General features: G+C 37.8%; 10 protein-coding genes. 4 read left to right on the top strand and 6 right to left on the bottom strand.

Annotated features, from left to right (window positions below; translation table 11 throughout):
* Nucleotides 1-18 precede the first annotated feature (18 nt).
* Nucleotides 19-1,365, top strand: coding sequence for an autotransporter outer membrane beta-barrel domain-containing protein (locus tag ABD000_RS04935; RefSeq protein WP_343764585.1), 1,347 nt, complete (start codon nt 19-21; stop codon nt 1,363-1,365).
* A gap of 72 nt (nt 1,366-1,437) precedes the next feature.
* Here the strand turns inward: ABD000_RS04935 and ABD000_RS04930 are convergent, their stop codons facing one another.
* Nucleotides 1,438-2,637, bottom strand: coding sequence for an aminotransferase class I/II-fold pyridoxal phosphate-dependent enzyme (locus tag ABD000_RS04930; RefSeq protein ID WP_343764583.1), 1,200 nt, complete (start codon nt 2,635-2,637; stop codon nt 1,438-1,440).
* 154 nt (nt 2,638-2,791) lie between these two features.
* Here ABD000_RS04930 and ABD000_RS04925 point away from each other — a divergent pair, with 154 nt between their 5' ends.
* Complete coding sequence (locus tag ABD000_RS04925) at nt 2,792-3,253, top strand: Lrp/AsnC family transcriptional regulator (protein ID WP_425545349.1); 462 nt, start codon at nt 2,792-2,794, stop codon at nt 3,251-3,253.
* A gap of 4 nt (nt 3,254-3,257) precedes the next feature.
* Here ABD000_RS04925 and ABD000_RS04920 read toward each other — a convergent pair whose 3' ends face one another.
* On the bottom strand, nt 3,258-3,644 hold the full coding sequence (locus ABD000_RS04920; RefSeq protein WP_343764581.1) for an acyl-CoA thioesterase: 387 nt from the start codon (nt 3,642-3,644) through the stop codon (nt 3,258-3,260).
* A gap of 94 nt (nt 3,645-3,738) precedes the next feature.
* On the opposite strand from ABD000_RS04920, the gene ABD000_RS04915 reads away from it, so the two are divergent.
* Both ABD000_RS04915 and ABD000_RS04910 read left to right on the top strand, forming a co-directional pair.
* Nucleotides 3,739-4,368 (top strand): NAD(P)H-dependent oxidoreductase, encoded by a 630-nt coding sequence (locus ABD000_RS04915; protein ID WP_343764580.1) that lies wholly within the window; start codon nt 3,739-3,741, stop codon nt 4,366-4,368.
* A gap of 1 nt (nt 4,369) precedes the next feature.
* Nucleotides 4,370-5,581 carry a DegT/DnrJ/EryC1/StrS family aminotransferase gene (locus ABD000_RS04910; RefSeq protein WP_343764578.1) on the top strand — a complete coding sequence of 404 codons (1,212 nt, stop codon included), beginning with the start codon at nt 4,370-4,372 and terminating at the stop codon, nt 5,579-5,581.
* A 16-nt stretch (nt 5,582-5,597) separates the two neighbouring features.
* On the opposite strand, the gene ABD000_RS04905 is transcribed toward ABD000_RS04910, so the two are convergent.
* The 4 genes from ABD000_RS04905 to ABD000_RS04890 form a co-directional block, all read right to left on the bottom strand.
* On the bottom strand, nt 5,598-7,325 hold the full coding sequence (locus tag ABD000_RS04905; protein ID WP_343764574.1) for an OmpA family protein: 1,728 nt from the start codon (nt 7,323-7,325) through the stop codon (nt 5,598-5,600).
* A 15-nt stretch (nt 7,326-7,340) separates the two neighbouring features.
* Nucleotides 7,341-8,270 carry a PorP/SprF family type IX secretion system membrane protein gene (locus tag ABD000_RS04900; RefSeq protein WP_343764571.1) on the bottom strand — a complete coding sequence of 310 codons (930 nt, stop codon included), beginning with the start codon at nt 8,268-8,270 and terminating at the stop codon, nt 7,341-7,343.
* Nucleotides 8,271-8,302: 32 nt separating this feature from the next.
* The gene (locus ABD000_RS04895; RefSeq protein ID WP_343764569.1) at nt 8,303-11,917 is read right to left on the bottom strand and encodes an Ig-like domain-containing protein; all 3,615 of its coding nucleotides are present in this window, start codon (nt 11,915-11,917) and stop codon (nt 8,303-8,305) included.
* 592 nt (nt 11,918-12,509) lie between these two features.
* Nucleotides 12,510-14,582, bottom strand: coding sequence for a T9SS type A sorting domain-containing protein (locus tag ABD000_RS04890; protein WP_343764567.1), 2,073 nt, complete (start codon nt 14,580-14,582; stop codon nt 12,510-12,512).
* Between the last annotated feature and the right edge of the window lie 5 nt (nt 14,583-14,587).

The following is a 14,587-nucleotide window of genomic DNA, read 5'->3' as shown; positions in this document are numbered from 1 at the left end:
GTATTAAATACTATGGTTATGAGAATTAAAAATTACTATTTTACTTTACTCGCAGGCGCCCTACTCACGTCTACTATTTCAACTGCACAGGTTGGAATCAATACATCTGATCCACAGGCTCAGTTAGATGTGGTCGCTTCTAATCAAGCATCACCTGCAGACACTGATGGACTTTTAGTCCCGAGAATTGATGCATTCCCGGCAACTAACCCTGGTGCAGATCAAAATTCAATGGTGGTTTATTTAACTACAACCGTAGGTGCAGATGCTCCGGGATTTTATTTTTGGGATAATGCAACCACAGATTGGGTTGCCCTTGGAAGCGGAGGTGGTGGTTCAACCGGCGATGCCTGGTTATTGACAGGAAATGCAGGAACTACTCCGGGAACTAATTTCCTGGGAACTACAGATAACCAAAATTTAGCATTTAGAACAAATAACACATCAAGATTATTGCTTACCACAAGAGGACAACTAGTCCCTCAAAATGTTGGTGGATCGCTTTATATAGGTGAAAATTCAGGAGCTAATGAAGATCCTACAACGCCAAGATTAAACACATTTATCGGTACAAATACCGGAAGATCGATTACAGATGGGTCTGAAAACGTGGCAGTAGGGCGAGGGGCAATGAGACGTGCCTCAACATCTTCTGAAAATAATGTTGCTATAGGTCCAGAGGCTTTGTCTAACGGATCAGGTACGGGCAATGAGCATTTGAATGATATTGCTATAGGAGATGGTGCTATGTTCAATGTTGGAACTAGCGTGAATAATGTCGCAATTGGTAATGGTGCTCTACAATCCTTTGGAGCTGCAAGACAGCGAAACATTGCTATTGGAAACGTAACCGGAGCTAACTTTAGCAGTCCCAATGCAAAATTATATATTGATAACCCACAGAACTTAACGTTATTTCCTTTAATTGGTGGAGATTTTGATGACAGAAGAGTTGGTATTAACAGAGATGTGAATGATCTTGTAGCGACCTTAACTGTTGAAGGTGATGTGTTTGCAGAAAATGGATTTTCTACTCCTACTAACACATACCCTGATTATGTATTTGAAGAGTATTTTACAAAATCTTCAACGATAAATCCTACCTATCGTTTTACATCCTTAGAAGATGCTGAAGCCTTTGTAAAAGAAAATGGCCACCTACCAGGTGTGAAATCATACAATGAAATTGAAGCTAACGATATGACAATCGATTTGGGTGAAGTTTCTATTACAAACCTTGAAAAGATTGAAGAACTTTTTATCTACATTACAGAGTTAAATGCTGATAATAAAGCAAAAGAAGCTAAAATTAAAGAGCTTGAAGCGCGTTTAGCGAGAATAGAGCAACTGATTGAAAAGAAATAGTATTTTCTACTTAGACAAAAACCCGTAAGCTTATCGCTTACGGGTTTTTTGTTTGGTAAACTTTACGTGTTTCTAAAGAATACCGACTTGTTTCATACAATCTCTCATCATAACATAGGTACGTTCAATATCTTCATCAAGACCAATAGAAAACCGTATCAGCCCGTCGCTCAATCCCATTGCCGTTTGCTCCTCTAGCGGAATTTCACTTGATGTTGAACTGCCCGGTGCACTAAATAGCGTTTTATAAAAACCTAAGCTTACCGCCAGATATCCCAGATTTTTTTCCTGAAAAAGTTCCATGAGCTCATTGGCTTTTTCTAACGATCCCACGTCCAAGGTTAATAATCCCCCAAAACCGTAGGCAGGATTCATCATTTCTTTAAATGCGATGTGACCGGGATGAGATTTAAGACCCGGATACACAGCTTTTAAACCATCTTGTTCAAATTTTTGAGCTAAAAAAAGTGCATTATGGCTATGTTGCTTAATTCTTATATGTAGGGTGCGTAAGTTCTTTAAGATAGAAGCTGCTCTCAAACTGTCCATAGTAGCTCCCAATAGCATGCTTGCGCCGTCATTTACATCACGTAAACTATTGATAAACTCCTGAGTTGAACAGATTACCCCTCCCACTGTATCGCTACTACCATTGATAAATTTAGTGAGCGAATGTATGATAACATCTGCTCCTAATTTTGCCGGAGTAATGGACAAGGGTGAAAACGTATTATCAACAACTAGTGTGAGGTTATGCTTTTTTGCCAACTGGGATAGTGCATTTATATCTGCGACCTCTAGTAGCGGATTACTTACTACCTCGCAATACAATACCTTTGTTGAAGGGGTAATTGCAGCTTCTACCTCACTTAAATTAGTGATGTGTACAAAGGATGTAGCGATATTATACCGCGGAGTGAAATTCTTTAAAAATGCATAGGTACCCCCGTAAATCGTTCTGCTACATACAATATGCTCATCGCTCTTACAAAGTTGCATTAATGTAGCGGTAATTGCTCCCATACCGCTTGCACAAACGTTTGCAGTCTCGGTTCCTGCCATTGCGGCTAGTGCCTCTCCTAAATATAAATTTGACGGAGATGAATGTCTTGAATACAAATAACAACCTTCAGCATTACCCTCAAAGGTATCAAACATGGTTTTTGCTGAAAGAAAAGTATAGGTAGATGAATCTGAAATAGAGGGGTTTACGCCTCCAAATTCGCCAAAGTATTGTAAATCCTGAATGGCATTTGCGGGTTTGAAACTCATTGTTTTTATTTTAAAATTAGTCTCAATTAGAATATAAATCAACCCTTAGTTTAAATATTAGATATTTTAGCTATCAAAAAGCGAAATATTAATTTATTCATCTAAATCTAAAGGTAATCAACTATTTTTGTAGAATAATTTTCAGTTACAGGAAATGATACGTTTAGACGCTATAGATCACCAGTTGCTAGGTCTACTCCAGCACGACAGTAAACAAACCAACAAAGCGTTGGCGAATAAGCTCAATCTATCTATAACTGCTGTATACGAACGGATTAAGAAATTAGAACGCAACGGAGTTATAAGGAACTATGCAGCCTTAATTGATCCTGAAAAAGTTTCGCGCGCATTTATCGCTTTCTGCCAAATAAAACTCATCCAACATAGTGAACAACACATTAAGCTATTTGAAAAGGAAATTCTACGGCTCAAAGAAGTTTTATCGTGCTATCACATTAGTGGAGAATATGACTATATTATAAAAATTTACGTTGAGAATATGGCTGCCTATCGGGAATTTATGGTGACTAAACTAACCGCAATTGCCCATATTGGAAGTACCCAAAGTTCTTTTGTAATTAATGAACTCAAAAATAGTACGGCTATTGAGCTATAATACCTTAAAGAATGGATATGGCCTTTTTTTCATCGTCTATGGCTACAAAGGTAAACTTCCCTGATACTGCTTTTTCCCGATGATGACTGTACATATCCTCTTTAAAGATATCTACCTGGACCACACAACTGGTGTTTCCAACATCAATCACTTGAGCGATTAATTCGATAATTGTTCCTTCAGGAATAGCTTTTTTAAAATCAATTTTATCGGTAGATACTGTTACTACCTTTTTTCGACTAAATCGCGTAGCACATATAAATGATACCTCATCCATCATGTGCAGCGCGGTACCACCAAACAACGTATCGTAATGATTAGTCGTATTAGGAAACACGGCTTTAAATAAACTGGTCCTGGCATTTTCTATTCGTTGTTTTACGTCACTCATATACAATATCTAATATTTCTTTAAAGCCTGTAAGGTAGTGGCTAAAGGTCACTCTCAAAAGCTATATTTGCATAACCTTTAAAACGATAAGTTTATGGATTCTATTTCTGCTCTTTCATGGCGGTATGCGACAAAGAAATTCGATGCATCTAAGCAGCTTCCGGAAGATAAATTAACGACCCTAAAAAAAGCATTTAATCTTACGGCTACTTCATATGGGCTACAACCTTTGCAATTGGTTGTGATCAAAGATAAGAATCTTCAGCAGGAATTAGTGGAACACAGTATGGGGCAACAGCAAGTGGCTCAGGCTTCACATGTATTGGTCTTTTGTATAGAGAAAGAAATTAATGAAAATTATATCAAGGAGTACTTCAAACGAGTACAGCGAATTAGAAATACTCCAGATACTATATTAGATCCATTTAAAAATTTTCTGATTGACGATTTTAAGGCTAAAGAGCGTGAACAAATCAAGCAGTGGAGCATTAACCAGGCTTATTTGGCTATGGGCAATCTTTTGACTGTTTGTGCTTTAGAGCATATTGATGCCTGCCCTATGGAAGGTTTTTCTCCGGTAGCATATGATCAAGCACTAGCACTAAAAAGTAAAAACTTACAGTCTGTTCTTGTTATGCCCATAGGTTATCGTGCTAAAGATGATATCTTTGCAGAGATGGAAAAGGTTAGAAGACCTTTATCTGAAACAATTACAGAATTATAGTATGCCTGGATTTGAAGTTTTTGGAGAAGAAGAACGCAATCACATAAACGACGTCTTAGAAAATGGTGTTTTAATGCGCTACGGCTTTGATGCAATGCGTAATGGACACCATAAAGCGAAGGAGTTTGAATTGGCTTTCGCCGAAAAAATGAAGGTAAACCACTGCCAGCTCACGTCAAGCGGAACATCTGCTCTCACAGTTGCATTAGCTAGTGCCGGAATAGGAGCCGGTGATGAAGTGATTATCCCCACCTTTACTTTTGTCGCAAGTTTTGAATCCATTATTGCACTAGGCGCTGTTCCCATCTTGTGCGATATTGATGATACGTTATGTTTATCTCCTGAAGCAGTAAAAAAAGCAATTACACCTAAAACAAAAGTTGTGATGCCGGTACACATGTGTGGATCAATGGCAGATCTTAAATCGTTAAAAGAAATTTGTGATCAGCATGATTTACTTCTTCTTGAAGACGCGTGCCAGGCTATTGGTGGAACATATGACGATAACTATTTAGGAACCTATGGTGATCTGGGTTGTTTCTCTTTTGATTATGTCAAAACCATTACCTGTGGTGAAGGTGGTGCAATGATCACCAATAATCACAAATATGCCACCAATGCAGATCAATTTCAGGATCATGGTCATGATCATATAGGATCTGATCGAGGAGCAGAACAGCATCCCTTCTTAGGTTATAATTACCGTATTTCTGAACTTAATGCTGCGGTAGGATTAGGTCAGCTTACAAAATTTGATCATGTTCTAGCAAAACAACGGGAACACTATTCCATTCTTAGAGAAACATTATCTTCAATTGAAGAGGTCACCTTTAGACGTGTACCGGATCATGGAGTTGAAAGTGGTGCCTTCTTAAATTTTTTCTTACCCGATCAAGAAACTGCTAAACGTGTTCATACGCAACTAGGTCGTGCAGGTATAGACGCATGCTTTTACTGGTTTGACAATAACTGGCATTATTATAAAAAATGGGATCATCTCAAAAATCAACGTTCCATGGGTAAATTGCCCCAAGAAGTACGTAATGGAATGCAGGATTTTTCCACTATTGATTTTAGTGCATCAGATCACTGGATGTCACGTACCATAAGCTGTTTAGTAAAAGTGGGGTGGAGTGAAGAAGAGGTGCAGCAAAGAGGTGCTAAAATGAAACAGGTGATATCGAACGTTCTGTCAACATCACCTGCTTCCTAATATCTATTTTAAAATACTATCTAATATAAAATTCTGATCGCCTGTTCATAAGATGTTCTTTCTCTGAACATCCTATAGTGATCGCACAACGAATTGCAGGTTGAGTTTCACCTTTCCAATCAATCCCTAGTCGACCGGCGTCGATTCCATTTTCTACCAAATAGTCTTTGGTACTTTTAGCTCTGCGCTCTGATAATGCTTCATTGTATTGATTTGTTCCTCTGATATCAGTATGAGAAACTATGCGCAATTCGATCTCCGGATTTTCTTTAAGAATAGCCAGGATTTTATTTAGTTTAGGTTTGGCCTGTGTTCTAATGCGAGATTTATCGTACTCGAAGAATATTTTATCTTCATCCTCTTCGAAATCAAAATAATTACTTAGTTTATCTCCGCTTCTATAGGTTACTTTCGCTGTATCCTGAGCAGTTGAATCAACCTGAGCAATTTCTTCTTTAACGAGTTTTTGAGTTCGTTCAAAGCTATAAATATCATCATCTCCAGCTCCACCCTCACGGTTAGAAGAGAAAAATCCAATATTCAAACTGTCGTTTACTACAAAAGCAAAATCATCCAGGTTGCTGTTTACCGGTCGACCTACATTTCTGGGTTCTGTGTAATCATCTGCCAGTGTTTCTGTATAAAAGATATCAAACCCTCCAATCCCGGGATGTCCTGTAGATGAAAAGTAGATCGTTCCATCATTTGATATGAATGGAAACGATTCTTTTCCTTCAGTATTAATACCCGCTCCTAAGTTTTGAGGGTCCCCATAGCTCCCATCGTCATTGATCGTAACATAATAAATATCGGATTGACCAATTGTACCGGGCATATCTGACGCGAAATAAAGACGTTTCCCGTCAGGGCTTAATGCAGGATGGGCTACAGAATATTCATTACTATTAAATGACAGTTCTTTGATGTCTACCCATTTTCCATTATTATTCGTCGCTCTAAAAAGTTTTAGCAGGTTTACGCCATTTTCACTCTTCTTATATTCATCGCCAAAATAGTTGTTTCGGGTAAAATACATGTACTTACCATCCTTGCTAAATGCTGAAGTGGATTCATGAAATTTAGTATTAACTTTATTTCCTAAGGCTTTGATCTCAGTCGGCACTCCACTTTCATTTAACTTAGTCATGTAAAGATCAAGAAACGGTTGGTTGTTCCATTTATGAATTTTAACATTAGCAATACCCTCTGCTCTATTAGAAGAAAATACAATATGATCATTCATAAAAGTAGCCGCGAAATCTGAAAGGCTAGAATTAAAACCTGCATCCTTTATTTTGTACGTATTTTCGATACGTAAGATGTCTTTAACATAATCTTTATCTTCTCTGTACTCTTGTACAATAATATCCTTTACTTTATCCTCTCCCAACTCTTCAATAATTTGATTGGCTTCATCGTATTTCTCGGCAGCTCTCAAACTCTGCGCGTAGCGATACAAATAATCTGGCTCCTGTTCAGGATTCATGTTAAATAATTGAGTATATATACGCTCTGCATTGAGTAGATCCGCAGTAAAATAATATGAATTCCCCAGACGTTGCAAAAGATCTTCATTTTTGTATCCCTTTTTTAAATACTCCTCATAATATATGATTGCATCTGCGTATTCAAGGCGATCATATTTTTGATTAATAGGTTTAATTTTTCTTGCCACATTTTGACCCGTCAAAAAAACCGGAGCTATGAGGAGTGCAAGTAATACGTAAGTAGTGATATATTTCATTTGTGTAATGTTATTTTAGAAGAATCTTGGTGAAACCAGCATGTCATACGCTCTAAATAGATCAAATTGTAAAAATATCTCAATGGATCCATCGTTTGTAGCTTCAAAATCTGTCGTATCATAATCGTAAGCAAATCCAACTGTCCATTGATCAGCAAACCGAAATCCCACTAAAGCACTCACGGCGGCATCCCAGCGGTAAGCTGCACCTAGTGTAAACTTATCATAAAACATAAAGTTTGCACTTCCATCTAATTGTAATGGAGCTCCATCGATAGCTTTTGCTAAAACTGTGGGCTTAAATTTGGTGTTAATTCCTAAATCAAATACATACCCACCCGTAAGGTAGTAGGTCATTCGCTCTTCAGCCACTGCATTATTAACATCATCAAAATGTTCTGTTTCTAAAAGGTTAGGTACTGAAAGACCTACATAATGACGTTCACCGTAATGAAACAGTCCTAATCCCACATTGGGAGAGAAGTTATTATCAATATTATCTTGAAGCAAAACATCCTGACCCGGGTTTTGCTCATTAAGCTCCTGAAAATTTACGTTTAAAAGGTGTCCACCTGCCTTTAGTCCAAAGGCTAATTTACTCATCGCCCCGGTATTGATCGCATACGAAAACGTAGCATCTATCGTTGTTTCGTCAACGGGTCCAATCTCATCTCTAATTATATTTAATCCTAATCCTATTTTTTTTCTCATATCAACCGGGGAATGAACAGAAAACGTAAACGTATCTGGTGCTCCATCTAATCCCAACCATTGGCTACGATAAAGCAGGAGACCACTCAATGCTTCTTTAGAACCTGTGTATGCAGGATTAAAGCTGATTTGGTTGTACATATATTGAGTGTATTGGGGATCCTGTTGAGCAGACATCTTCGTGCTTAGTCCTGCAATTAGGAAAATTACCAATATTGAAATATTCTTTTTCATGTATGTAAAGTTTGTCATGTTAACGTATTTTCCTAACGGGTTAAATACAGATATCCTGATAGTTGATCACTTAGATTATTTCCGCTATAATTAATAAGGTAAAAATATGTACCTACCGGTAGCTCATCACCCTCATTTAGCGTTGCGCGACCATCAGAAACTCCATCAAATCGTACAGATGAATTATTATAGCCATTAGCATCATATACTAAGACACCCCATCGATTATAGATCTGAACGTCGTTGGTAAAATTTTCGATATTCTCAATTAGAAAGAAGTCATTTTCACCATCCATATTTGGTGTAATCACATTAAAAACTCTTACTTCCAAATTATCAATATTATCATTGTCATAGTCAATGGATACCGTCGCTTCATTGGATTCATTACCCTCTTCGTCACTTACCGTGTATGTTATACTGGTGGGATCGTCCAAAAATCCACCCTGAGGAGTAAAAGTGATTTCTCCAGACTCATCATCTACAGACCAGGTTCCTTCACCGGTAATCACAAGCGAATCATTATCGCCATCATTGTCACTATCCGTAGCACCTGTCGTAGTAATTTCTACTGTACGTTCATCCAAATCTCCATCGGGATCACTGTCATTTTCTAGCACATCCACTACAACTACATCTCCAATAGTTTGATCTGTAACATTATCATCTACAGCAATAGGGTCATTTGATCCACCACCGCCATCATTATCGTAATCTATGGTTACCGCTGCTTCATTAGACGTATTACCTGCTTCATCGCTCACATTATATGTTATAGGTGTGGGATCTCCTTCATAACCTGCTTCAGGAGTAAAGGTGATTTCTCCTGTTGAGTCGTCTACTGTCCAAGTTCCCTGACCTGCCACTACAAGTGCATCGTTATCTCCGTCAGAATCGGTATCTGTAGCTCCGGCTGTTGTGATATTCACTGTATTTTCAGCTAAATCCCCATCGGGATCACTATCATTAGCCAAAACGTTTACCACGACATCATCTCCTACTGTTTGATTAGTCACAGTATCGTCAACTGCAATTGGATCATTAGCTCCACCACCGTCGTTATTATAGTCAATGGTCACCGTAGCCTGATTGGATGTGTTACCTGCTTCATCGCTTACATTATACGTTATAGGTGTTGGATCACCTTCATAACCTGCTTCGGGAGTAAAGGTGGTTTCTCCTGTTGAGTCATCTACTGCCCAGGTTCCCTGACCTGCTACTACAAGCGTATCGTTATCTCCGTCAGAATCGGTATCTGTAGCTCCGGCTGTTGTGATATTCACTGTATTTTCAGCTAAATCCCCATCGGGATCACTATCATTAGCCAAAACGTTTACCACGACATCATCTCCTACTGTTTGATTAGTCACAGTATCGTCAACTGCAATTGGATCATTAGCCCCACCACCCGTATCTTGTACATTGATAAAAATCGTTGCTGTAGCGCATATATTAGTTTCTGTATTACAGACTTGATAATTCACCGTAACTGTTAAGTTTGCTTCAGAAAATAAAGATTCGTACGTAATCTCTCCCGTATTATTATTAAATGTAACCGTTCCACCTGCACTACCTGTTTCTAAGTCAGTAATATCTGTAGTACCAACATTAATTGGGTCGTCATTATCTAAGAAATCATCATTTGCCAAAATGTCTGCAGTCACTGAATCTCCTGCTTCGACATCAATTGTATCATCTTGGGCAACGGGATCGGTAGGATTAGGATCATTATCATCTGGATTTCCATCACCATCTGTATCAATAACTCCTACTGTAATAAAGATCGTTGCCGTTGCACATACATTGGTATCTATATTACACACCTGGTAATCTACAGTAACTACACTTCCATCTTCATCATTTGGAGCAGTATATGTAAACTCGCCAGTATCATTGTTGAAACTAATTGTACCCGTAGCATCACCTGTACCAAGATCTGTTATTTCTGTCGTCCCAACATTAATTGGGCTATCATTTGGTAAGAAGTTATCGTTAGCCAAAATGTCAATGGTTGTTTCTACTCCAACATCGGTATTCATAAAATCGTCATTGGCAATGGCTTGATTTGGGTTAGGATCTGTATCATCTGGATTACCGTCACCATCTGTGTCTGGATTCGCCGGAACTACATCAAAGCATAATGTAGCCGTAGCAAATACCCCTGTAAGCGCGTTAGTAACCTGATAGTCAATACACACTGTTGTATTTACTTCACTAGTTAACGGAACGTATAAGATTTCTCCAATATCATTTAGAATGGTAATATTGCCTTGGGCTGAGCCCGTTCCTAAATCTGTAATTTGCGTATCACCCTGATTGTTTGGATTTGTATTAGAAAGAAAATCATCATTTAGCAATACATCAACCGCTGCGGTAACCAGTGGACTTGCCGTAGCTAAATCATCTTCTGCCACTGCTTCATTTGGGTTTTGATCAGTCCCATCTGGATTACCATCTCCATCTGTATCTTCCAGACCTACCGTTATCTCTACTACAGCAGTAGCGCACACATTGGTTTGCGTATTACACACCTCATAAGCCACAATAACAATCGTATTTTCTTCTACCGGGAGAGCAGTATAAGTTAATTCGCCTGTGGTATCATCAAATTCAATATCTCCTTGTGCGGTGGTTGTGCCGGCAGGATCAAGAGATACATCTGTGGTACCTACATTTTCGGTATCATCATTACCCAGATAATCGTCATTTAATAAAATATCGATCGTACTTGGATTAAGAGGTTGTACTGTCGCAAAATCGTCTTGAGCAACGGCACTATTTGGATTTAAATCAATACTATCTGGTGCCCCATCACCATCGGTATCACGTTCGCCGACATTAAAAATAATTGTTGCCGTATCGAAAACACCGGTTTCAACATTTTCTACCCTGTAATCAATCGTAATATTACCTGTGTTTTCTTCACCAATTGTGGGTGTATAAGCGACTTCGCCCGTATCATTATCAATGTCTATAGTACCAGCAGCACTCCCCGATCCTAAGTCTGTTATTACAGTGGTTCCTAAGTTATTGTCATCTGAATTTGCTAAAAAATCATCATTCAATAATACATCCACGAGTTTAGTAACCTCTGGAGTTGCATTTGCGTTATCATCATTGGCAACGGCGGCATTTGGATTATCATCACTATCATCGGGATTACCATCTCCGTCAGTATCTACATTTACGCTTATGGTCAATGTAGCCTCAGCAAAAACACCCGTATCTATGTTCGTAACTCGATAATCAATTGTTGGTTGTGCGCCTATTTCTGAAAGAGGAGCTACATAGATAATTTCTCCTGTATTATTATCAATAGTTATAGAACCGGATGCTGTACTTGTTGCTAAGACTGTAATTTCTGTAGTTCCCTGATTATTCGGGTCAGAATTAGCGAGAAAGTCATCATTTAAAAGAACATCAACGATCTTTGCGGTTTGTGCAGCTCCATTGGTGAAATCATCATTTGCGACAGCGTCATTAGGATTTGGATCTGTACTGTCATCGTTACCGTCACCATCTGTATCTACAAATACTATTATCGAATGATATAAACGGTAATCTGAAGCATTGACAGAAGGAAACAAAATAAATTCGTCCTTGTTGTTATTTACTTCTGCATGGACTATAGTAGATACAAAAAACATGCACCCTATCAATATTTGTAGAGAAAAGATGATTTTTTGTTTTACGTGTAAATATAGTTTCATAGAATTAGTAAGTTTTATAGTGCTTATAGTTAACAGCTAAAATTGATCAATATCGTATTAACAATATTACTTCAATTATCAAGGTGCTTTTTTTTATTGTGTGCTCAATGCATTATAATCGACAAAACGCATTAAAAAAAAGATAATCAACATATTTTTCGATATTTAATCAACTAACTATTCTAAATTCTTTCTAAATTCCTTCCGTAATCGTTAATTTATTAACCTAAAATAATTCCAATTTTCTCTAAATTTATGTGAAGTATTTAGGCATTAAGACTTATTTAAGAGTGATTACATTAAATGCAGGTTTTTCTTGCAATCACTAAGATTTCGAGAAGCATAGTAGTAGTTTTTATATTCTTCTTTTAGAATAGAATATATATTGATCTGTGATTTCTCATCTTTTCGCAAATCGATATTGTTAGATTGCGTTATAGCTAAAAAATTAATTCCAGCGTTAATTATGAGCAATAAAAAAGGAGTGCCGCATTCGCAACACTCCTAGTTTATGGTATTTAAATTTTAATTATTTCTTGATTAGTTTATATAATGCAGTTTTAGTACCTATACCAGCATTTATAAAATACATTCCTGTTGCTAATCCCGAAACATCAATACTCGTCTCCTGAGCATTTATTACTTTTTTAAGAACGGTTTGACCTAACGTATTAATAATCGCTATATCACGAATATTTTCCACTGAAGAAATGTTCAAACGATCAATTGCCGGATTAGGGAAAATATCCATTTCCAGTATCGAATTTTCATCAACGCTCAACGGAGCTGTAGGTAATTCTATTAAGTCACCGCCATCTGCAAATGCCGCCCAAAGACCGAATTCTGGACCATCACTATTTTGATCAGGAAATAAAAAACCACTGGCTAGTAAAGTTAATGCTACTCCCTCTAATTCTAAAGTCTCTAAAGGAGCGAAATAGGCTGCGACTTCAGTCGTTGTACTGGTAGGTGTTATGCTCAAAGCATAATCATCTGTGGCTAATTCTAAATATCCCTGAAATTCAGTATAGCTAATGTTGTTTACTATCGTACCTGCTCCTACACCAACTTCGGTAACATCTACCGGTGGAGCGTCTGTCGCTCCATGGTGTACTAAAATATCAGTATTCGAACCATTTGTAGCTTCCTCTCTCGCTCCCGCAAAGATTTCAAGTGAAAACGGAACATTTGGATCATATCCATTAGGACTCACAATACCATTGGCTACAACAATATACTTTTCGCTTTGATCCAAGTTCACTGAAGTAGTGAAAATTGAATCATCTGCGGAATTACTATTACTAGGAGCTACCCCAATATTCATGTCAAAACCAGCTGGTAAATCTACAAAAGGTGTGGATGATCTAAATTGTAAATCATCAACTATTAACCCTCCTGAAACATATATATCCACAAATTCTACTAATAAGTCTGCAGAGTTATGTATAATTTGTACGCGAGAAGTTGTTGGTGCTGCACAAGTTAAATTTAATTCAAAATTACCTGAATCATTATCACCTGATCCTTCAACTAAAATGTAATAGTTTGTTAATCCATTTGAAAGAAATATAACCTCAGACTGATTACCACAAAAATCATCATTAGATGCAACTTCATTATCTAAATCTACACTGTCAAAAACACGTATAGACGTATTAAAATCTGAGTCGTCACCACATGTTGAAAGTGTTACAGTTTCAAAATCTCCTATTCCTTGATAGGTGAAAAAGACATCTCCGGCACCTGATCCACCACTATCATTAGCATTATCTGTATTTCCTGTCACACTATCGCCACAGTTTAATTCTTCAGCATCGACGGGCTCATCATTCAAGGGAAATTCGATTAAAGGTAATGGTAAAAGCGCGCCCCCATCAGTAGTTGCTACAAATAAACCAAAAGCCGGTCCATCGTTATTTTGAGATGGATCAAGAAAACCACTGGCTAATACGGTAATTGCATTATTACCTAAATCCAGTGTAGCTAAGGGAGCACTGTACGTAGCTACGATATCTACGTTATCGGCTGTTTGGACCTCCAAAATATAATCTGCCACTGGTAAAAATTCGTATCCTTCAAATTCAGGGTAACTAATATCATCAACTATTGTTCCTATAGGTAAAGAGGTTTCAACAATATCTACCGTAGGTGCATCTGTAGAGCCATGATGTATCAATATATCAGTAAATGATGTGTTTGTTCCGCTTTCTAAAGCGCCTGTAAAAATATCTAAACTAAAATTGGGGCTAGGATTATAACCTGTACTACCGGGTAAGATACCATTGGCGACTATAATGTAGTTTTCGTTTGCATCAAGCGTAACTGTAACGTCAAAGATAGAATCACCAGAATCATCACTATCACCCGGTGCAATGTCTATCGTGATGGGTACTCCGGCAGGAGCGTCAAAAAACGGAGTTGCTGTTCTAAATTGAACATCATCACCATCTGGAAGGAGTGCATCATTTACATAAACATCAACTGCAGAAGCGTTTGCATCCGGCGAGTTATGAATAATTTGAACTCTTGCATTCTGCGCCGATAAAGCTACAGAAAACAAAAATAGTACACTTGAGAATAGGTAACAGTAATTTTTTTTCATGGGAA

Source organism: Gangjinia marincola (genome assembly GCF_039523415.1).
In the GTDB taxonomy this organism is placed as follows: domain Bacteria; phylum Bacteroidota; class Bacteroidia; order Flavobacteriales; family Flavobacteriaceae; genus Gangjinia; species Gangjinia marincola.
Note: the sequence above shows the minus strand (reverse complement) of the source record. Positions and strands in the feature narration are given on the sequence as shown.